The 18,587-nt window shown below is 67.0% G+C and carries 19 protein-coding genes and 1 tRNA gene; 10 read left to right on the top strand and 10 right to left on the bottom strand.

Features of this window, described 5'->3' with window-relative positions; genetic code table 11:
• Positions 1 to 25 precede the first annotated feature (25 nt).
• Genes KBY88_RS09790 through KBY88_RS09800 form a run of 3 tightly spaced genes read right to left on the bottom strand, consistent with a single transcriptional unit; the run spans position 26 to position 3,050 of the window.
• Complete coding sequence (locus tag KBY88_RS09790; RefSeq protein WP_254939752.1) at positions 26 to 931, bottom strand: N-acetylmuramoyl-L-alanine amidase; 906 nt, start codon at positions 929 to 931, stop codon at positions 26 to 28.
• Positions 925 to 2,694, bottom strand: a complete 1,770-nt coding sequence (locus KBY88_RS09795; RefSeq protein ID WP_254939753.1) for a M61 family metallopeptidase — start codon at positions 2,692 to 2,694, stop codon at positions 925 to 927. The genes KBY88_RS09790 and KBY88_RS09795 overlap by 7 nt, the downstream gene beginning before the upstream one ends.
• 11 nt (positions 2,695 to 2,705) lie before the next feature.
• Complete coding sequence (locus KBY88_RS09800) at positions 2,706 to 3,050, bottom strand: DUF1257 domain-containing protein (protein ID WP_254939754.1); 345 nt, start codon at positions 3,048 to 3,050, stop codon at positions 2,706 to 2,708.
• Positions 3,051 to 3,057: 7 nt separating this feature from the next.
• On the opposite strand from KBY88_RS09800, the gene purN reads away from it, so the two are divergent.
• A complete protein-coding gene (gene purN / locus KBY88_RS09805) occupies positions 3,058 to 3,723 on the top strand; it encodes a phosphoribosylglycinamide formyltransferase (RefSeq protein WP_254939755.1) in 666 nt (221 codons plus the stop codon).
• Between the two features lie 2 nt (positions 3,724 to 3,725).
• On the opposite strand, the gene argC is transcribed toward purN, so the two are convergent.
• Positions 3,726 to 4,832, bottom strand: coding sequence for an N-acetyl-gamma-glutamyl-phosphate reductase (gene argC, locus KBY88_RS09810; RefSeq protein ID WP_254939756.1), 1,107 nt, complete (start codon positions 4,830 to 4,832; stop codon positions 3,726 to 3,728).
• A 146-nt stretch (positions 4,833 to 4,978) separates the two neighbouring features.
• Between argC and ribBA the strand changes: the two genes are divergently transcribed.
• On the top strand, positions 4,979 to 6,628 hold the full coding sequence (gene ribBA / locus KBY88_RS09815; protein ID WP_254939757.1) for a bifunctional 3,4-dihydroxy-2-butanone-4-phosphate synthase/GTP cyclohydrolase II: 1,650 nt from the start codon (positions 4,979 to 4,981) through the stop codon (positions 6,626 to 6,628).
• A 38-nt stretch (positions 6,629 to 6,666) separates the two neighbouring features.
• Here the strand turns inward: ribBA and KBY88_RS09820 are convergent, their stop codons facing one another.
• Positions 6,667 to 7,107 carry a peptidylprolyl isomerase gene (locus tag KBY88_RS09820; RefSeq protein WP_254939758.1) on the bottom strand — a complete coding sequence of 147 codons (441 nt, stop codon included), beginning with the start codon at positions 7,105 to 7,107 and terminating at the stop codon, positions 6,667 to 6,669.
• Between the two features lie 67 nt (positions 7,108 to 7,174).
• Here KBY88_RS09820 and mtnP point away from each other — a divergent pair, with 67 nt between their 5' ends.
• Positions 7,175 to 8,095: an S-methyl-5'-thioadenosine phosphorylase gene (gene mtnP, locus KBY88_RS09825; protein WP_254939759.1), complete on the top strand. Its 921-nt coding sequence runs from the start codon at positions 7,175 to 7,177 to the stop codon at positions 8,093 to 8,095.
• On the opposite strand, the gene murQ is transcribed toward mtnP, so the two are convergent.
• Genes murQ through dnaK form a run of 4 tightly spaced genes read right to left on the bottom strand, consistent with a single transcriptional unit; the run spans position 8,052 to position 12,493 of the window.
• Positions 8,052 to 8,999 carry an N-acetylmuramic acid 6-phosphate etherase gene (gene murQ / locus KBY88_RS09830; protein ID WP_254939760.1) on the bottom strand — a complete coding sequence of 316 codons (948 nt, stop codon included), beginning with the start codon at positions 8,997 to 8,999 and terminating at the stop codon, positions 8,052 to 8,054. The two genes, mtnP and murQ, sit on opposite strands and share 44 nt — an antisense overlap.
• On the bottom strand, positions 8,996 to 9,427 hold the full coding sequence (locus tag KBY88_RS09835; RefSeq protein ID WP_254939761.1) for a DUF3110 domain-containing protein: 432 nt from the start codon (positions 9,425 to 9,427) through the stop codon (positions 8,996 to 8,998). Before KBY88_RS09835 ends, murQ begins: the two co-directional genes overlap by 4 nt.
• 31 nt (positions 9,428 to 9,458) lie before the next feature.
• Positions 9,459 to 10,403 (bottom strand): DnaJ domain-containing protein, encoded by a 945-nt coding sequence (locus KBY88_RS09840; protein ID WP_396102949.1) that lies wholly within the window; start codon positions 10,401 to 10,403, stop codon positions 9,459 to 9,461.
• Positions 10,400 to 12,493 (bottom strand): molecular chaperone DnaK, encoded by a 2,094-nt coding sequence (gene dnaK / locus KBY88_RS09845; protein ID WP_254939871.1) that lies wholly within the window; start codon positions 12,491 to 12,493, stop codon positions 10,400 to 10,402. Before dnaK ends, KBY88_RS09840 begins: the two co-directional genes overlap by 4 nt.
• 140 nt (positions 12,494 to 12,633) lie before the next feature.
• Between dnaK and pstC the strand changes: the two genes are divergently transcribed.
• From pstC to pstB, 3 genes are read left to right on the top strand one after another with little or no spacing between them, the layout of a single operon-like run.
• Positions 12,634 to 13,587 carry a phosphate ABC transporter permease subunit PstC gene (gene pstC, locus KBY88_RS09850; protein WP_254939763.1) on the top strand — a complete coding sequence of 318 codons (954 nt, stop codon included), beginning with the start codon at positions 12,634 to 12,636 and terminating at the stop codon, positions 13,585 to 13,587.
• 9 nt (positions 13,588 to 13,596) lie between these two features.
• On the top strand, positions 13,597 to 14,496 hold the full coding sequence (gene pstA / locus KBY88_RS09855; RefSeq protein ID WP_254939764.1) for a phosphate ABC transporter permease PstA: 900 nt from the start codon (positions 13,597 to 13,599) through the stop codon (positions 14,494 to 14,496).
• Between the two features lie 49 nt (positions 14,497 to 14,545).
• A complete protein-coding gene (pstB, locus tag KBY88_RS09860) occupies positions 14,546 to 15,364 on the top strand; it encodes a phosphate ABC transporter ATP-binding protein PstB (protein WP_254939765.1) in 819 nt (272 codons plus the stop codon).
• A gap of 281 nt (positions 15,365 to 15,645) precedes the next feature.
• On the opposite strand, the gene KBY88_RS09865 is transcribed toward pstB, so the two are convergent.
• Positions 15,646 to 15,732: transfer RNA gene (locus KBY88_RS09865), tRNA-Ser, on the bottom strand.
• A gap of 76 nt (positions 15,733 to 15,808) precedes the next feature.
• On the opposite strand from KBY88_RS09865, the gene KBY88_RS09870 reads away from it, so the two are divergent.
• The 4 genes from KBY88_RS09870 to KBY88_RS09885 are packed head-to-tail and all read left to right on the top strand — an operon-like array spanning position 15,809 to position 18,523.
• Positions 15,809 to 16,192 (top strand): 2Fe-2S iron-sulfur cluster-binding protein, encoded by a 384-nt coding sequence (locus KBY88_RS09870; protein ID WP_254939766.1) that lies wholly within the window; start codon positions 15,809 to 15,811, stop codon positions 16,190 to 16,192.
• A complete protein-coding gene (locus KBY88_RS09875; protein WP_254939767.1) occupies positions 16,189 to 17,064 on the top strand; it encodes an inositol monophosphatase family protein in 876 nt (291 codons plus the stop codon). The genes KBY88_RS09870 and KBY88_RS09875 overlap by 4 nt, the downstream gene beginning before the upstream one ends.
• 34 nt (positions 17,065 to 17,098) lie before the next feature.
• A complete protein-coding gene (locus KBY88_RS09880) occupies positions 17,099 to 18,271 on the top strand; it encodes an ATP phosphoribosyltransferase regulatory subunit (protein WP_254939768.1) in 1,173 nt (390 codons plus the stop codon).
• A 27-nt stretch (positions 18,272 to 18,298) separates the two neighbouring features.
• On the top strand, positions 18,299 to 18,523 hold the full coding sequence (locus KBY88_RS09885) for a ferredoxin family protein (protein WP_254939769.1): 225 nt from the start codon (positions 18,299 to 18,301) through the stop codon (positions 18,521 to 18,523).
• Positions 18,524 to 18,587 lie beyond the last annotated feature (64 nt).

Genomic DNA, 18,587 nt, shown 5'->3' on the forward strand with positions numbered 1-18,587 from the left:
CCTGTCAGCCGGTGCGCAGCCCCGATCAGCACAGCGACCCAAGGGCGGCCAGCCGTTCTTGAAGGCCACTCCAATCGAAGCTGCGGGGATCCTGCCGTTCACCCCCGAGGTCCACCGCCCGGTGGGTGGTGATGGACTGGGGAGGGATGGGGAAGCGCTTCATCCAGTCCGCCAGCACCACGGCGGTGGCATCCAACTGGGCTTCGGTGTAGCCACTGTGTTCGGGGCCGTCGTTTTCGCCATCAAGGGGCGTTTCCAGGCTGAGGTGGAGAGCAAAGTTGTTGACCGAGCCATTCAACTTCGGATTGGTGACCACCCATTGACCGTTGAAGGCCGAATTCCCAGCCCCGAAGGCCCGACGGACAGGATCGAGCACCTGAACCACCTCCCCCTGGAGCCCCACCAGGGTGTGATAGCTGACCTGGTCTTCGTCGCGGGGATGGGGGGTGATGAAGGTGTTGATCGCCGAGGTCAAGCCATACACCGTTTCATGCAAGACGATCACCCGCGGCGTCGGATCAAGGGGTTGGCCGAAGGCATCCTGGTTGAAGCGTTCGCCGAAGTTCGTGGGGTCCGTGGGCAACTGGACCGTGCGCTGCTGCAAGACCGCCCCCAAACGCTTCAGGCGCTGCTTCAAAGCCGGGTCGCTGCTCAGGCACTGACGGCGCAGGGGGCTGCGCCAGGGCTCGGCAGGCGGCGGACCGGGCGCACGGCGAAACAGATCCCCTGCCTTGGAGGTTCCCTGAACACCATCCCTCAGAAAGGACATCAGGGTGGGGTCACCCCGGCTGGTGGTGCTCTCCCCGATCGTCCGCCCCAGCCAAATCAGACCCAGCAAGCACCCCAGTCCCCCGAGACCGAGGCCCACGAGCAATGCCGGTCGCTCCTGGCGCCAGCGCTGGAAGGACTTGCGTTCAGGGGGCCTCAACATCGGACATCCCGGGAGGAAAGCCCGCTGGCCGGCTTCGACTCCAGCGCGGACCCGTCCTCCGGCTCCAGGGCAAGCCATCGCCGGCGGCGCTCGTGGGCAGCGGCGGGGGCCTGGGGGTGGGGCTTCAGGCTCCAGCGCTCGATCGCGGCGGCTGCACTCGTGAGCGTCAGCTCGATCAACTGGCCGCGCCGGGCCACCAGCAGCGATTGGGGCTGCTCCGCCCTCAGCTGGGCTGAGAATTCATCCGGCTGATGCAGCCGCCTCCGATCAAGGGCCAGCAGCTCATCGCCCACCTCCAGACCCGAGCGCACCCCAGGACCGTCGCGCCGCAACTTGCGCACCACCAGGCCCTGCCGGGACTCCACTTGGCAGACAAGGCCTCCATCAGGATGGGCTGCGGATGCAGGGACCAGTTCCAGGCCCACGTCGGCCAGGTAGGCCGCGAAGGGTGGGTCCTCGGTGGAGCCCAGCCAAGGGGGCAGCAACAGCTCCAGTTCAGGAGAGCGCCGGGCGAATGCGGCGATCAGATCGGCTTCGGAGTAGCCCCGGCCCGCTCGTCCGAACTGCCTCCACAGGTCCCGCACCACATCGGCGAGGGTGGAACCGCCGCGGCGCAGGTGCAGGTCGAGCACCAAGGCCAGCAGAGCACCTTTGAGGTAATAACTGATCTGGTTGTCGTCGCTGTGGGCGTCACGCTTGTAGAGCTTCACCCAGGCCTGTTCGCTGCTCTGGCGCAGGCTTTGCACATGCCTGCCAGGGGTGAGCAGGTAGCGGCTGAAGTCAGCGCCGAGGTCATCGAGGGCGGCCGCCTCATCGGTCAAACCCGCGGCGAAAGGCAGCAACTGATCGACGTAGCTGGTGATTCCTTCGGCGAACCAGAGGCTGGGGACCACCGCGCTCTGGTGGTAGTCGATCGGAGTCAGCTCGGCCGGCCGCAGCCGGCGCACGTTCCACTGGTGCAGGTATTCGTGGCCCACCAGCTGCAGGAGCTTGCGCAGGCCATCGGGTCGCCCCAGGGCCTTGCGGCCGAACTGGAGCACCGTGCTGGAATCGTGCTCAAGGCCTCCATAGCCCTCCTCGAGCAAGTGCAAGACGAAGAGGTAATCCGGCGCCGCCGGTGCCTCCTCGCCCATGAACCGGCAGCAGGTGCGGCCAATGGCCGCCACCTGCTCCAGCCACTGGGGCTGCAGCTCCAGCAGGGGCTGCCCCGTCTCCCAGCTGACCCAGCGGTGGGGAACCCCCAGCACCGCGAAGCTGTGGCTCACGTGGGGACCCACCTCCACCGGCGCATCCACCAGGGCATCAAACGAGGGGGCGATCCAGCAGCCATCCGCCTCGCGGGGCAGGGGCACGAAGGGCTCCCAGCCCTCGGGCAACTCCAGGCGCAGGCGGTGGGGGGACCAGCGCTCCCCCTCCACCTGCAGAGCGATCGCCGCCAGGGCCAGAAAGCCATGCTGGCCATTGAGGTGGCAGGTGCGCACACTCAGCTCGGTGGCCAGGGTCTGGGTGCGGATCTCCACCGGCTGATGTCCCGTGGCTTGCACCTCCCAGGCGGCGGGTGCCACGGTCCTGACCGCGAGGGAACGCCCCCCCTGCCACACCTCCAAGCGTTCCAGATGGCGGACGTAGTCACGGATCAGATAGGAGCCCGGAGTCCAGGCGGGCAAGCGGAAACGCAGCAACCGCTCGGGGGAAGGCAAGGTGAGCGTGGCCCCCACCAGCTGCTGCTGTGTGGCCGTCAGGTTCAGCGTCAGCTCGGGCACCGGGGCAGGGGTCAGCGACTGAGCTGGACACTGGCCGTGGGCAGGAGCCGGCCGGCGTCCCGCAGGGCCGAACGGGCGGCGTAGCTACGGGTGAGCCGCCCCAGCAGCGGGCCCACCTGGTGGCTGCGGCTGAGGCGCTGCAGATCGCCCACCAGGGCCAGTTCGCCGTTGGGCTGACGGCGCCAGCCGAGGGCCAGATCGCTCCCGATCCACACCTGCAGCTCCACCGCCTCGGTGTCACCGGCAAATCCCGAGAGGGCACCGCCCCAGTGGGGCTCGAAGCCCAGTTCGACCAGACTCGCGGCCAGCAGCCTGGTGTCCCGGAGCACGGTGGGCAGGATGGAGAGGTGGGACATGGAGCCGATGCCCGAGTTCGCAGACCCTAGCGATCCGGCGCTGGGCTTCCAGTGGCCGTTGTCACAGGCCTGGCCGTGCTTCGACAGGCCCCTGCGGCTCGGGGTGATGGCCTCTGGGGCGGGCAGTAACTTCGAGGCCCTGGTGCGGGCCTGCCGCCAGGGTCCCCTCGACGCGGAGCTGGCGTTGCTGGTGGTCAACAACCCCCACTGCGGCGCCCAGGTGCGCGCCAGGCGACTGGATGTGCCCTGGCAACTGCATGACCATCGCCAGCACGGCAGCCGTGCGGAGTTGGATGGGGCCCTGGTGAGGACCTTCGGCGAGGCGCGGGTGGATCTCGTGGTGATGGCTGGCTGGATGCGGATCGTCACCCCAGTGCTGATCGAGGCCTATCCCCAGCGCCTAGTGAACATCCATCCCTCCCTGCTGCCCAGCTTTCGCGGCCTGGATGCCGTCGGACAGGCCCTTGCCGCCGGTGTGACCCTGAGCGGCTGCAGCGCTCATCTGGTCACAGCTGAGGTGGATGCGGGACCAATCCTGGTGCAGGCGGCGGTGCCCGTCCTCCCCGGAGACGACCGCAGGCGCCTGACGGAGCGCATCCAGGAGCAGGAGCACCGCATCCTGCCCCTGGCGGTGGCCCTCGCCGGCCTACGGCTTCAGCAGGAAGCCGCTTGAGCTCAGGGATAGAACGGCAGCAGCGGCAGGCCGGTGCCGGCGGGCAGACCGGCCAGCAGGTTCAGGCACTGCACCCCCTGGCCAGCCTGGCCTTTGATCAGATTGTCGATCGCGCTCATCACGATCAACTGACCCGTGCGTGCGTCCACCTGCACCGACAGCAGAGCGCGGTTGGTCTGACGCACCCACTTGGTGGAGGGGTAGGTGCCCACCGGCAGCACCTCCACGCTGGGGCTATGGCGGTAGGCCGCCTGCAGCAGCGTTGTGCAGTCGTCGGCGGTGAGCCCGGGATCCCGCAGCCGCCCGTAAACCGTGGCCAGCAGGCCCCGCACCATCGGCATCAGGTGGGGAGTGAACTGGAGCTGGATGGCCCGCCCCAGGGCCTGGCTGGCCGCTTGCTCGATCTCACTGGTGTGTCGGTGACCAACCACGGCGTAGGGCGCCACGGCCTCGGAGGCCTCGGCCAGGAGCAGGTTCTCCTTGGCGGCCCGACCGCCACCGGAGGTGCCGGTCTTGGCATCGATCACGATGCCCCGGGCCTCGATCAGCCCCTGCTGCAGAAAGGGCAGGAGCGCCAGCAGGCTGGCGGTGGGGAAGCAACCTGGCGACGCCACCAGCCGGGCCTGGGCGATGCGCTCCGCCTCCCACTCCACCAGCCCGTAGACAGCCTCCTGACAGAGGTCATCATCGGATCGGGGGAACTGGCGCGCCTCACTGGCATAGACCTCGCGCCATTGGGCCAGGGAGCGATAGCGGTAATCAGCTGAGAGGTCCACCACCTTGACGCCCCGCTCCAGCAACTCGGGCACGAGGGTGGAGGCGAGGCCGTTGGGAAGGCTGAGCACCGCCAGGTCGGCTGCCGCGGCGATCGCCTCCGGGTCGGGCCGCTGGATCACCAGATCCTGGGGAAGGGGCAGGAAAGGCACCAGCTCGCTCCAGCGCTTGCCTGAACTCCGCTCACCCCCCAGGAACGTGACCGTCAGGGTGGGATGGTCCTGGAGCAGCCGCAGCGTCTGCAGACCGCCGTAGCCCGTCGCCCCGATCACGGCCACGGCGCGCACGGCGGCACCCGCCGGTGCGCTGGGCTCGATTGCCGATGGGCTGGCCATGCCGGTGGGACAGGAACGCCAGATCGTACCGGGCTCTATAAAAGTGGATTGCCCCAAGGCCGCCGGCCTCCCCTGCCCTGAGCCAGCCTGACGCGATCCGCTTTGATTCCATCGCCGACGCCCTCGCCGCCATCCGCAACGGCGACATGGTTGTCGTCGTCGATGACGAGAACCGCGAAAACGAGGGCGACCTGATCTGTGCCGCCCAGTTCGCGACGCCGGCCCAGATCAATTTCATGGCCACCGAAGCCCGCGGCCTCATCTGCCTGGCGATGGAGGGTGAGCGGCTCGACGCCCTCGATCTGCCGCTGATGGTGGATCGGAACACCGACAGCAACCAGACCGCCTTCACCGTCAGCGTCGATGCCGGCCCTGAGAACGGTGTGAGCACGGGCATCTCCGCCGATGATCGCGCCCGCACCATCCAGGTGGCGATCCAGCCCAGTTCCCGCCCCGCCGACCTGCGTCGGCCCGGCCACATCTTTCCCTTGCGCGCCCGGCAGGGCGGCGTGCTCAAACGCGCCGGTCACACCGAAGCCGCCGTCGATCTCGCCCGCCTCGCCGGGCTCTATCCCTCTGGTGTGATCTGCGAAATCCAGAACGCGGACGGCTCCATGGCGAGGCTGCCCCAGCTGGCGGACTATGCCCGCCGCCATTGTCTGCGCCTGATCAGCATCGCGGACCTGATCCGCTACCGCCTCGACACCGAGCGCTTCGTCAAGCGCCTCGCCGAAGCCCGGCTGCCCAGTGCCTTCGGAACCTTCCGCGCCATCGGCTTTCGCAATGAGCTCGACGGCAGCGAGCACATCGCCATCGTGAAAGGCCATCCCGAAAATGCCCCTGGGGCGGTGCTCGTACGCGTGCATTCCGAGTGCCTCACCGGCGATGCCTTCGGCTCCCTGCGCTGCGATTGCCGGCCCCAGCTTGAGGCGGCCCTACGCATGATCGAGGCGGCCGGTGAAGGCCTGGTGATCTACCTGCGTCAGGAAGGTCGCGGCATCGGCCTGATCAACAAGCTCCGCGCCTACAGCCTCCAGGACGGCGGCCTCGACACGGTGGAGGCCAACGAGCGCCTGGGCTTTGGCGCTGACCTGCGGAACTACGGGGTTGGTGCCCAGATCCTCAGTGATCTGGGGGTGCAGCGACTGCGGCTGATCACCAACAACCCCCGCAAGATTGCCGGCCTCGGGGGTTATGGCCTCCAGGTGGAAGACCGCGTCCCCCTCGTGATGGAGGCCGGCGAATTCAACGCCCGATACCTGAAGACCAAGCAACTCAAGCTCGGGCATCTGCTCAAGGGCCCCCAGGGTCCCTCGGTGGTGCTGGCCTGGACAGGGAGCCCCCAGGGCACCCGGCCTGGGCCCAACCAAGCGCCGGTCTCCGTCGAGCAGCGCACCCAGCTATGGCAGGAGTTGCAGCAGTGGGCGGGTGGGCTTGATCTGGAGCTGCAGCTGGAGGAGCATCCGCGCCTGCTGGCCCTATTGAACCAACCCGACCTGGCGGTGCTGCTGGGGCCGCTCACCCGTTCACCAGGGGCCGAGGAGGACCAGAGGGCACACAAAACCAACGCCGCCAGCCCAGAGCAGGAGCTGCCCTTGCAGCGGCTGGGTGAAGGACTGCAGGCCTTGGCCCGCTGGCCGGGTACGCGGGTCGTCAGCCTTCTGCTGGCTCCCGATGCCCAGCGCACAGCTCACCCCAGCGCCACCTTGGAGCCCGAGCAGCGGCCCCTGGTGGAACTCCTCCAGGCGCAACCGGGTCTGCGCCTGCAGCCCGGTGCCCTGTTGCGTTGGAGCTGAACGCAGAGCCCGCGTTCAGCGATCAAGCAATCATCCGGTCATGCGCTGATCGTCACCTTGTTGATCTTGGTGCCCTTCTGAATCGCCAGCACCACCTCCACGTTGGCCACCTGGCCAAACACCGTGTGCACCCCATCGAGATGGGGCTGGGCGTCGTGGCAGAGGAAGAACTGACTGCCGCCGGTGTTCTTGCCGGCGTGGGCCATCGAGAGCGTGCCGGCCTGGTGCTTGCGGCTGTTGATCTCGCAGGGAATCGTGTAGCCCGGGCCGCCGGTGCCCGGCGCTCCCTTGGCCCCGGCGCGCGTGTTGGGGCAACCGCCCTGGGCCATGAACCCACCGATCACCCGGTGAAACGCCAGACCGTCATAGAAGCCGTCTTGGGCCAGCTTGACGAAATTGGCCACGGTGCCAGGGGCATCGGCATCGAAGAGCTCAATCTCGACGCTGCCGGCATCGGTGTCCATCAGGGCTTTGGTCACGGGCAAGGGAAGGCAAAGGCGGACTGTATCCGTTCAGGTAGAACGGTCGCGCAGGAGCGCATCGGCCATGAGCAGCACCACCGGCCTCGATCTCGCCAACGCCCGCCTCGGAGTGCTGGGCGGCAGTGGTCTCTATGCCATGGAGGGCCTTGAGAACATCCAAGAGCTGCAGGTGAAGACCCCCTTCGGCACGCCCTCCGATGCCCTGCGCCTGGGCCGCATCGGCGATCTGGAGGTGGTGTTCCTGGCCCGGCATGGCCGCCACCACACCTACACCCCTTCGGAGGTGCCGTACCGGGCCAACATCTGGGCCCTTCGCTCCCTCGGCGTGCGCTGGATTCTCTCCTGCTCCGCCGTGGGCTCCCTGTTGGAGGAGGTGCGCCCCCTGGACATGGTGGTGCCCGACCAATTCATCGACCGCACCCACCAACGCCCGATCAGCTTCTTTGGGGAAGGCGCCGTGGCCCATGTGGGCTTCGCTGATCCCTTCTGCCCCGCCCTCAGTCGCCTGCTGGCCGATGTGGCCGACAGCCTGATGCCCGATGGGCGCCGTCTGCACCGGGGCGGCACCTACCTGTGCATGGAAGGCCCCGCCTTCTCCACCCGGGCCGAATCGCGCTTCTATCAAAGCCTCGACTGCGCGGTGATCGGCATGACCAACCACACCGAAGCGCGCCTGGCGCGGGAGGCGGAGATCGCCTACACCACCCTGGCCATGGCCACCGACTACGACTGCTGGCACGCCGACCACGACGCTGTGAGCGTGGAGATGGTGATCGGCAACCTGCAGGCCAACGCGGCCCTGGCCCAAACGATCATCAGGACGGCCGCTGATCGCATCGCTGCCCAACGCCCCCTCAGCAGCGCCCACAGCGCCCTCCGTCATGCACTGATGACCCCCAAGGAGCAGGTGCCCGCGGTCACCCGCGCCCGACTCGATCTGTTCACCGCTCCCTACTGGGGTCCCCCGGGGGCGGCGACGGCCTGAGATGCAGGGCCTGGCGGAGGCGACCTCCCGCCTGCCTCAGCCGAGCGGCCGCCTCGGTCGCGGAAATGTCATGCTGGGCCATCAGCAGCGCCCGCTTCACCGAGCCGCCGGCCTCCTGCAGCATCCGCGACCCCAGGGCCCGCTCCACCCCAGCCAGGTCGCGGAGGATGCGCAAAGCGCGGTCTTCCAGCTTGCTGTTGGTGACGGCCACATCGACCATGCGGTTGCCGTGCACCTTGCCCAGCCGCACCATCACCCCGGTGGAGAGGATGTTGAGCGCCATCTTGGTGGCGGTGCCGGCCTTGAGCCGGGTGGAGCCGGTGAGCAATTCGGGGCCGGTGAGCAGCCGGATGTCGATCTCACAGGGCATCGGTGCCTGATCGGCGGGCACGCAGGCCAGGGCGATCGCCAGGGCGCCCAACTCCTGCGCAAGTTCCAGGGCGCCGAGAACGTAGGGGGTGGTGCCTCCAGCAGCGATCCCCACCAGGGCATCGGCGGCCGAAAACCCCCGCTCGAGAAGATCGGCGCGGCCGGCCCCACGGAGATCTTCGAGGCCCTCGGAGCTGCGCAGCAACGCCGGCGCCCCCCCGGCCAGCACTCCCTGCACCAGCTCCGGCTCCGAGCAGAAGGTGGGCGGGCACTCGGCCGCATCCAGCACCCCCAGGCGCCCGGAGGTGCCAGCACCGATGTAGAACAAGCGCCCTCCCTGGCCCAGGCGGGCGCTGATCGCGTCCACCGCCTGGGCCAACTGGGCGGCGGCGGCGGCCACCGCCTGTTGGGGCTTGCGGTCTTCCTCGCAGAACAGTTCCACCAGGGCAAGGGTGTCCAGCTGATCGAGCTCAGCGCTGGCGGGGTTGGGTTGCTCCGTGAGCAAGGCGCCCCGATCGATCGCCGGGTCGCTCACAGCAGCCCCTCCAGCCGGCGGCGAAAGTTCTCCAGCTCGGGGTCACTGGAGGTCAAGGGTTCAACGGAAGCCGGGGATTCCGGTTCACCGTCAGCGCTGCGGCGATCGGCCTGCTCCTGCCAACTGGAAACGTCCATGTTGGCCTCCGGCGGCGCAATCAACAGCCGTTCTTCTGCCGACTGGGGCAGGAACCCACTGGGCACCACCCGAGCCTGGTAGCCCGATTCAACGCAGAACAGCTCCATCTCCTCCCGGTCGAGGGACTCCACTGTGGGGGTGGGGAAATCCTGGGCCTCCAGCAACCCTGCGTAACGCTCGGCGTCGTCGCGATCCTCGAACAGCAGCACCACCGTGGTGCCGTTCAGCTCGAGGGAGTGGATCCCCTCGTTTTCGCTTCCGGCATCAAAGAGGAGCACGTGGACCGGCATCGAGCGGAGGGGAAGCGCACTTGCCAGTTTCTCACTCCTGTTCGAGGCCGAGCTGCTGCAGGCGGCGGTAGAGCGCTTCCTCGGCTTCGCTGAGCTGGTCGGGCACCACGATGCGGATTTCCACCAACTGGTCGCCCCGTTGCTGATCCAGCTCCAGCCCCCGACCACGCAGCCTCAGCAAACGGCCGCTGGAGGACCCGGCCGGCACCCGCAACTTCACCGGCCCCGCCAAGGTGGGGACCACCACCGAGCAGCCCAGGGCGGCATCGGCGGGCAGCAGCTCCAGGGGGTAGCTCACCCGCAGGCCATCGACCCGCAGGCCCTCATCGGTGCGGACGCGCAGCTGCAGAAAGTGGTCGCCGCCGCCGGGGGTGACCCCCGCCAGGCGCAGGCGCCAGCCGTCCCCGGCCAGGGGTGGTGTCCAGACCTCCACAGTGGTGCCATCGCTGAGCTCCAGCTCGATCCGCTCCCCAGCCAGGGCCTGCTCCGGGGTGAGCTCCACCAGGGTTTCCTGGTCAGACGCCGCGTGAACGGGCGGGGGCGACGCCGAAGCAGCGGTCACCTCACCGGGGCCGCCAGGCGGCTCAGGGGCCCGCTGCTGCCAACCCCCTCTGGCCGGTTCTGGAGGCGCTTGAGCCTGCTCGGAAGGACGGCGGCGAGCGAACAGACTGTCCAGATAGGTGTCAAAGTCGGGAAATCCGGTGGCAAAGGGATCTGAGGCGTTGCCCATCGCCGGATCGCCCCCCGACTCCCAGGCCTGACGCCGCTTCGGGTCGGTGAGCACCGCGTAGGCCTCATTGACGAGCTTGAAGCGCTCCTCGGCCACCGGATCGTTGCCGTTGAGGTCCGGGTGCCAGCGGCGGGCCAGCTGGCGGAAGGCGCGCTTGAGGGCAGGACCATCGGCACCGGGCTCCAGGCCCAACACCGCCCAGTAGTCGGAGCCGGCGGTGGCGGCGGTGCGGGTCACGCGGCTCAGACCTCCGACCAGGGGTCGTCGTCGTAGGGACGGCTACGAGGCAGGGGCGCACTGGATCGGCGCGGGGGGGCCTCGTCCCGCTCGTAACGACGGGGCGCCGCCGGGGTGCGCTCGCGGCCATAGGTGGGCTCAAGCCAAGGGTCGCGTCCGTAGCGGGGGGAACCGCCCGGACGGTCCCAGTCATCCCAGTCATCGTCCGAGAACAGCTCATCCTTGAGCGAGCCCAGGGTGTTCTTGAGGCCCTGCAAGGGATTGGAGTCCTGCTTGCGCTCACTGCTCAGACGCCGGTTGAGTCCATAGATCGCCTCCTGCAACTGGCTCACGGCCAGATCGAGTTCCTGCAAGTTGGCGGCTTCGCCCGGGGCGAGCAGATCCTGCACTTCGCGCAGGGCCATCTCCACCGAGCGCTGCTGGCGTTCGGCGCCATAGGGCCCCAGTTCAAGGGCGGCATCCCGCAGCCGGCGCTCCGCCTGGGCCACCAGGGTCTGGGCGCGGTTGCGGCGATCGATTTCCGCGCGCTTGCGCCGGTCGTCGCCGGCCTTGCGCTCCGCCTCCTCCAGCAATCGGGCGATCTCCTCCTCGCTGAGGTTGGAACCGCCCTGGATCGACACGCTCTGCTGGCGGCCCGTGGTGCGATCGGTGGCCGAAACCTGGAGCAGCCCGTTGGCATCGATGTCGAAGGACACCTGGACCTGGGGGACACCGCGGGGTGCCGGGGGGATGCCCGCCAACCGGAAACGACCGAGCGACTTGTTGCCCTCCGCCATCTGCCGCTCCCCCTGGAGCACGTGCACCTCCACCGAGCTCTGGTTGGCCTCGGACGTGCTGAACAGATCGGACTTGCGCACCGGAATCGGGGTGTTGCGCGGGATCAGCACCTTCATCACCCCGCCGATCGTCTCCAGGCCCAGGGAAAGAGGGGTGACGTCGTTGAGCATGAGGTCGCGAAGTTCGCCGGTGAGGATGCCGGCCTGCACCGCCGCCCCGATCGCCACCACCTCATCGGGGTTCACCGACTGGCAGGGCTCCAGGGGAATCAAGGTGCGCACCATCTCCTGGACCATCGGCATGCGGGTGCTGCCCCCCACCAGCACCACATCGTCGATGTCCTCCGCCGCCAGGCCCGAATCCCGCAGGGCGCGCTGGACGGGCCGCAGCAGGCGGTCGAGGAGGTCGGGGCAGAGTCCTTCGAACACTCTCCTCTCCAGGGTGGTCTCGATGTGCAGGGGGCCATCGGGACCGGTGGCGATGAACGGCAGGGACATCGGGGTGCTGGTCACCCCGGAGAGCTCCTGCTTGGCCTTCTCCGCCGCCTCGGTGAGCCGCTGCAAGGCCTGGCGATCCCGACGCAGATCGAGGCTGTGCTCGGCCAGAAACGCCTCCGCCAGCCAGTCGACGACGCGCCGGTCCCAGTCGTTGCCTCCCAGCTGGGTGTCGCCGCTGGTGGCCTTGACGTCAAAGACGCCATTGGCAATGCGCAGCACCGAGACATCAAAGGTGCCCCCCCCCAAGTCAAACACCAGCACCCGTTTGACCGTGCTGCGATCGAAGCCGTAGGCCAGGGCCGCGGCGGTGGGCTCATTGAGGATGCGCTCCACGGCAAGGCCCGCCAGACGGCCCGCATCCCGGGTGGCCTGGCGTTGGGCGTCATTGAAGTAGGCGGGCACGGTGATCACCGCCGCCTCCACCGGCTCCCCCAGATAGGTGGAGGCGTCATCGACGAGTTTGCGCAGGATGCTGGCCACCAGCTCTTCAGGGGCGTACTCCCGCTCGGTGGCCGGGCAGACCACACGCACATTGCCCTGGTCGTTGGCGCGCACCGTGAAGGGCACTGAAAGGCTGTTGTCCTCCAGCTCGTTCCAGCCACGGCCAACGAAGCGCTTCAAATTGGCAAAGGTGTTGCGGGGGTTCAGCACCAGCTGGCGGCGGGCCAGCTGACCCACCAGCAGGTCCTGATCACGGCTGAAGCCCACGACCGAGGGCGTGGTGCGCCCGCCTTCGGCGTTGGCGATCACCTGGGGTCGCCCACCCTCCAGCACCGCCACCACAGAATTGGTGGTGCCAAGGTCGATGCCGACGATTCGCCCCATACAGCCCGCCGCCCCAGGAATCCGCCAACGGAGCACCCAAGGTAACGGGGCCAAGGGCCGCATCCAAGGGAGGCCTTAATCCGTCCTTAGTGACGGGTGAGGGCGACCACACCTAGGTTTCTGGCGCCGACCGAGCCTGCATGACCACCAGTTCGAATGGGGATCTGTTCACGCTGAAGCGCCGGCCGCCCAGCGAAAAATTCCTTGATATCGGCTTTCGACAACTGGTTATTGTGCTCGCCTCCCTGGTGGCGATCGTTCTCCTCGGGATCCTGCTGACTGTGGTGCATGGCTCGGAAGAGGCCTTCAAACAATTTGGCTTCAGCTTTCTGGTCAAGTCAAGCTGGAATCCGGTTAATGAAGAATACGGAGCCTTCACGGCCATCTACGGCACCATTGTCACATCGCTGCTCTCGTTGTTGATCGCCGTTCCCCTGGGCGTCGGCACGGCAATCTTCATCACCGAGAATCTGATCCCACTCAAACTCCGCAATCTGATTGGGTTGATGGTGGAGCTGCTGGCGGCGATTCCGTCGGTGGTGCTGGGCCTCTGGGCGATTTTCGTGATGGAGCCCTTCCTCAGACCGATTCTTAACTGGCTCTACGAGGCCTTGGGCTGGCTGCCGATCTTCAGCACCCAGCCCTTGGGCCCCGGCATCGCCCCGGCCATCTTGATCCTGGTGGTGATGATCCTGCCGATCATCACGGCGATCGCCCGCGACTCCCTCAATCAAGTGCCCCCGGAACTGCGCCAGGCGGCCTACGGCATAGGCACCACCCGTTGGGGAGCGATCCTGCAGGTCATCCTTCCAGCGGCTGTATCAGGAATCACCGGAGGCGTGATGCTCGCCCTGGGAAGGGCGATGGGCGAAACAATGGCCGTGACAATGATCATCGGCAACTCCAATAATTTCAGTCTCTCGCTGCTGGCTCCGGGCAACACGATTGCCTCGATGCTGGCCAACCAGTTCGGTGAGGCCGATGGCTCCCAGGTGTCCTCTCTTATGTATGCGGCGCTGGTCTTGATGGTACTCACCCTTGTGGTGAACATCTTTGCCCAGTGGATCGTCAAACGCCTCAGCCTGAAGTACTGAACAGATCCCATGACGATCGCCACCCAGAGCCTCTTCGAGCGCCAATCGCTCCATAGGCAGCCCAACCTTCCCCGCAACCGCTGGAACGTTTTTTTCACCGTTCTCGCCGGCTTCTTTGCTCTGATCGCCGTACTCCCCCTCCTCCTGGTCCTACTCTACGTCCTGATCAAAGGCGGTTCGCTCATCAGCCTCGGTCTTCTGACCCAGCTCCCCCCCGCCCCCGGCACCAGCGGCGGTGGCATTGGCAACGCCATCCTGGGCACCTTTCTGGTCACCCTGGTGGCCTCTTTGATCGCCATCCCCGTGGGTGTTGGTGGTGGCATCTATCTTGCTGAATACTCCCGTGGCGGCTGGTTCCAGAGCTTCGTGCGCTTTGGCACCAACGTGCTGGCTGGAGTTCCCTCGATCATCTGCGGCGTTTTCATCTATGGCCTGATCGTCGCCACCCGACTCCTATTCGGTGAGAGTTACAGCGCCGTGGCCGGAGGCATTGCCCTGTCTGTGCTGATGCTGCCCACGGTGATCAAAACCACGGATGAGGGGCTGAAACTCGTGCCCCAGGAACTGCGCTGGGGGGCGATTGGTGTCGGTGCTTCCAAGTTTGTGACCGTGACCCGCATCACCCTTCCAACCGCCTTCACCCCGATCGCCACCGGTGTGGTCCTCGGCATCGCCCGCGCGGCCGGAGAAACAGCACCTCTGATCTTCACGGCGCTCTTTTCTCCCTTCTGGCCGGAGGGTCTGCTCAAGCCGATCGCCACCATGTCGGTGTTGATCTTCAACTTCGCGATCATGCCCTACGAGGCCCAGAACGCCCTGGCCTGGGCGGCCTCCTTCGTGCTTGTGATGCTGATCCTGGGGGCCAATCTCTTCGCCCGCTGGCTGAGCCGCTTCGCCTCCTCCACCTGAGCAAGGCACCAGCGCAACCCACCCGCCACCACCTCTCCCCTCCATCGGCATGACCAACTCCACCCTCACCTCAACGAAAACGGCCTCCTCCACAAGCTGCCTATCCCTGGAGAACGTGTCGATCAGCTACGGCAGTTTCGAGGCCGTTCGCAACGTCTACATGGAGATCCCCAAGGGCCAGGTGACGGCCTTCATCGGTCCCTCCGGTTGCGGGAAGTCGACGGTGCTGCGCGGTCTCAATCGCATGAACGATTTGATCGAGGGCTGCAGCCTCAAGGGGCGAGTGGTGTTCGATGGCCATGATCTTTATGCGCCCAACGTCGATCCAGTAGAGGTGCGCCGTCGCATTGGCATGGTGTTTCAGCGTCCGAACCCGTTTCCGAAATCGATCTACGAAAACATTGCCTTCGGTGCACGCATTAACGGCTATAGGGGGGACATGGATGAATTGGTAGAACGTTCCTTGCGCAAGGCCGCGATCTGGGATGAAACCAAGGACAAGCTCAAGGCGAGTGGCTATTCCCTCTCCGGCGGACAACAGCAACGCCTCTGCATCGCCCGGGCGATCTCCGTGGAGCCAGAGGTGATCCTGATGGATGAACCCTGCTCGGCCCTCGATCCGATCTCCACACTGAAAATTGAAGAACTGATGCATGAACTCAAGAAGAATTACACGATCGTGATCGTGACCCACAACATGCAGCAGGCCGTACGTGTGTCCGATCAGACGGCCTTCTTCAACGCCGAGGCTGTAGAAGGTGGCACCGGCAAGATCGGCTACTTGGTAGAGTTCAACGAAACAGAAACGATCTTCAACTCCCCCGCGCAACAGGCCACCCAGGACTACGTCAGTGGCCGGTTCGGCTGACGATTGAGCTCTTTCCTTCGGGCGTACAGGCAATATCTGCGTGCAGAAAGTAGCCCTATGAGACGGATTTCATCAGGACAAACTATCCTATTTACTTAGGCTGCCCATCCATGGCGTGTGCCATCGGGCACGTACCCATGGCCAGTGGAAAATGCAACAATCTCGTCCCCCACGTTGGAGGCGAGCTGGAACAATTCGCCACTCCGAGCAGCAACCGAAAGCGGGCCATTCAAGCCCCTAGGCATCGCCATAAAAAAACCGGCCCTGGGGCCGGTTTTCAACGGAGAGGGAGGGATTCGAACCCTCGATAGAGTTGCCCCTATACAGCATTTCCAGTGCTGCGCCTTCGACCACTCGGCCACCTCTCCAGGGGCTTAAATGGGGCAGGAGGCAATGTAGCAGCAGCACCCCCAACCCTCCAGCGCCCGCAGAGCATTCAGCGCCATGACCCAGGCTCCGACCCTCCGGCGATTTCCGATCACCGTGCACCATCGCCAGCGCGGGCGCACGATCCTGTTGGAGGTGCCGGAAGGTGAGTACATCCTGCGCAGCTTCGAAGCCCAGGGTGAGGCTCTCCCCTTCAGCTGCCGCAACGGCTGCTGCACGGCCTGCGCCGTGCGCGTGCTCAGCGGCACGATCGACCAAAGGGAGTCCCTGGGGATTTCCAAGGAGCTGCGCGCCAAGGGCTACGGCCTGCTCTGCGTCGCTAGGGCCCTGGGGCCCCTGGAGGTGGAAACCACCGACGAGGACGAGGTCTACGAGCTTCAATTCGGGCGCCACTTCGGCCGTGGCAAGGTGCGGACCGGCCTGCCGCTCGACGACGAATGAGTCATTCGGATCAGGCGGCGGCGGCGGCCGGACTTTCCACTGCCGACATCGAGCGGCTTGTGGAGGTGGCCCGCAGTGCCGCTGGGGCAGGTGCCTCCGCCCTAGGGGAACACATCGGACGACTGGAGTGCATCCGAGAAAAGGGGCGGGCGGGGGATCTGGTCACCGAGGCTGATGAAGCCGCCGAGGGGGCCGTGCTGGCGGTGCTCAGTGCCCAAACCCCCGAATTCGGGGTGCTCGCTGAGGAAACCGGGCAGAGCTCCCTGAGGAGCGAGCTGCAGTGGTGCGTCGATCCCCTCGATGGCACCACCAACTTCGCCCACGGCTTTCCCTTCTTCGCCACCTCGGTGGGTCTCACCTGGCGCGGCCAGCCCCTGCTGGGGGCCCTGGCGGCCCCGGCCCTGGAACAGTTCTTCTGGGCGGCCCCGGGGCTGGGGGCCTGGTGCAACGGCAGCCGCCTGACGGTGAGCCGTTGCGAAGCACTCGCAGCTTCCCTGCTGGCCACGGGGTTCCCCTATGACCGCCAGATCCGCCTCGACAACAACTACGCCGAGTTCGCCTGGTTCACCCATCGCACCCGCGGGGTGCGCCGGGCCGGCGCCGCCGCCCTCGATCTGGCCTATGTGGCCGCCGGCCGCCTCGATGGCTTCTGGGAGAGCGGCCTCTCCCCCTGGGATCTGGCGGCGGGGGTGGTGCTGGTGGAACAGGCCGGTGGAGTGGTCAGCCGTTATGACGGCAGCCCACTGGAACTCGGCGAGGGCCGCTTGATCGCCTGCACCCCCAAGCTCCAGGGGGCGCTGGTGGAGGGCCTTGCTGCCATTGGGCCCCTCAGGGGGGCCAGCTTCGGGGCCCCGGAACTGGACGCTCCATAGGATCCCCCCACACCCCCCGAAAGGTCCTTCCCCCATGGCCCTGCAACCTGCCGCCGGTGCCAGGGACCTCAATCCACTGGAGGTCGATGGCAACCGCCGACTGCGTGAACGCCTGGCCGCGGTCTACCGGCTTTGGGGCTACCAGGAAGTGGCACCGCCAAGCATCGAGCGCCTCGACACGCTCGAGGCGGGGGGCGCCATCGACGACAGGGAGGTGGTGCGCCTGGTGAGCGACGAGCCCCTGGGGCTGCGGCCGGAGATGACCGCCTCCATCGCCCGCGCCGCCTCCACCCGCCTGGCTGGTCGCCCCCGGCCCCTGCGCCTCTGGGCCAACGGCACCACCTTCCGTAGCTTCATCGGCGATGCCGGCAGCCAGCGCGTGCAGGAACAGCTCCAGAGCGGTGTGGAGTTGTTGGGGGTGGCCTCCGCGGCCGCCGACGCCGAACTGCTGCGGCTGCTCCTGGCCTGCACCGAAGCCCTGGGCCTGGAGGCGCACCATCAGCCCCGGCTGCTGCTGGGCCACCACGGGGTGCTCAGCGCCTTGCTGGAGCGCGTGCCCTGCGCGCAGCGCACCGCTGCACGCCAGGCCCTCACCGGCTTCGATCCCCTCGCCCTGGAGGCCCTGCCCCTGGAGGCCGCCGACCGCCAGGCCCTGCAACAACTGATGCGCCTGCGGGGAGAACCCACGGCGGTGCTCTACCAACTCGAGCAACTGCTGGGCCCTGTTGGACTGGTGCAGGATCTGGGCGCCGTGCTCAGTTGCCTCGCCCCCACGGCCGAGCGTCTGGGGGTGGCCGTGCAGCTCGACCCCAGCTTTCAACCCCACTTCGACCTCTACGACGGATTGGTGCTCAAACTGGTCTGCCGCGGTGACGCGGCGCCCGTGGAGATCGCCAGCGGTGGCCGCTACGACGCTTTGGTGGGGAGATTCGGAGGACGCCCGGCGGCGGGGGTGGGCTTCAGCTTTCAGATCGAAGAGGTGCGGGAGTTGCTCGGGGCCGACAGCGAGCCTCACCGCTCCAGCGCTCCTGTGCTGGTGGCCTATGGGGAACCCGCCCTGCTGGGTGCCGCCCTGGATCAATTGCAGCAGCTCCACGGCGAGGGCCAGATGGCCGAATTGCTCAGTGAGCCCTGCCCCAGCCAGGTGGAAGCCGAAGCCCTGGCGGCTGAGCGTGGCGCCAGCTCTTCCCTTTGGCTTGCTGCCTAGGATCGGCGACCTTTGCCCCCCTCTTTGATGGCCCACACGATCCTCACCGATGTCTGCGAGGGTGTGGCCGACTGCGTGGATGCCTGCCCGGTGGCCTGCATTCACCCCGGCAGTGGCGCCAACCGCAAGGGGACAGGCTTCTACTGGATCGATTTCGACACCTGCATCGACTGCGGCATCTGCCTGCAGGTGTGTCCGGTGGAGGGGGCGATCGTGCCCGAGGAACAACCGCAGCTGCAGCGCCGGGGCTGAGGCGGTCGAGGCCGACCGCGGGTGGTCACGGGGGTGGTTCGGTGACCCGTCCCTGGCCGCCCTT

This window comes from Cyanobium sp. Morenito 9A2 (assembly GCF_024345575.1).
In the GTDB taxonomy this organism is placed as follows: Bacteria; Cyanobacteriota; Cyanobacteriia; order PCC-6307; family Cyanobiaceae; genus ATX-6F1.

Coding starts and splice junctions, on each gene's coding strand:
- argC (WP_254939756.1), bottom strand. CDS start 4,832: ATGGCCAGCCCATCGGCAATCGAGCCCAGCGCACCGGCGGGTGCCGCC.
- dnaK (WP_254939871.1), bottom strand. CDS start 12,493: ATGGGGCGAATCGTCGGCATCGACCTTGGCACCACCAATTCTGTGGTG.
- KBY88_RS09800 (WP_254939754.1), bottom strand. CDS start 3,050: ATGTCCCACCTCTCCATCCTGCCCACCGTGCTCCGGGACACCAGGCTG.
- ribBA (WP_254939757.1), top strand. CDS start 4,979: ATGGTTGTCGTCGTCGATGACGAGAACCGCGAAAACGAGGGCGACCTG.
- KBY88_RS09870 (WP_254939766.1), top strand. CDS start 15,809: ATGACCCAGGCTCCGACCCTCCGGCGATTTCCGATCACCGTGCACCAT.
- KBY88_RS09835 (WP_254939761.1), bottom strand. CDS start 9,427: ATGCCGGTCCACGTGCTCCTCTTTGATGCCGGAAGCGAAAACGAGGGG.
- KBY88_RS09885 (WP_254939769.1), top strand. CDS start 18,299: ATGGCCCACACGATCCTCACCGATGTCTGCGAGGGTGTGGCCGACTGC.
- KBY88_RS09880 (WP_254939768.1), top strand. CDS start 17,099: ATGGCCCTGCAACCTGCCGCCGGTGCCAGGGACCTCAATCCACTGGAG.
- KBY88_RS09790 (WP_254939752.1), bottom strand. CDS start 931: ATGTTGAGGCCCCCTGAACGCAAGTCCTTCCAGCGCTGGCGCCAGGAG.
- pstA (WP_254939764.1), top strand. CDS start 13,597: ATGACGATCGCCACCCAGAGCCTCTTCGAGCGCCAATCGCTCCATAGG.
- pstC (WP_254939763.1), top strand. CDS start 12,634: ATGACCACCAGTTCGAATGGGGATCTGTTCACGCTGAAGCGCCGGCCG.
- mtnP (WP_254939759.1), top strand. CDS start 7,175: ATGAGCAGCACCACCGGCCTCGATCTCGCCAACGCCCGCCTCGGAGTG.
- KBY88_RS09875 (WP_254939767.1), top strand. CDS start 16,189: ATGAGTCATTCGGATCAGGCGGCGGCGGCGGCCGGACTTTCCACTGCC.
- pstB (WP_254939765.1), top strand. CDS start 14,546: ATGACCAACTCCACCCTCACCTCAACGAAAACGGCCTCCTCCACAAGC.
- purN (WP_254939755.1), top strand. CDS start 3,058: ATGCCCGAGTTCGCAGACCCTAGCGATCCGGCGCTGGGCTTCCAGTGG.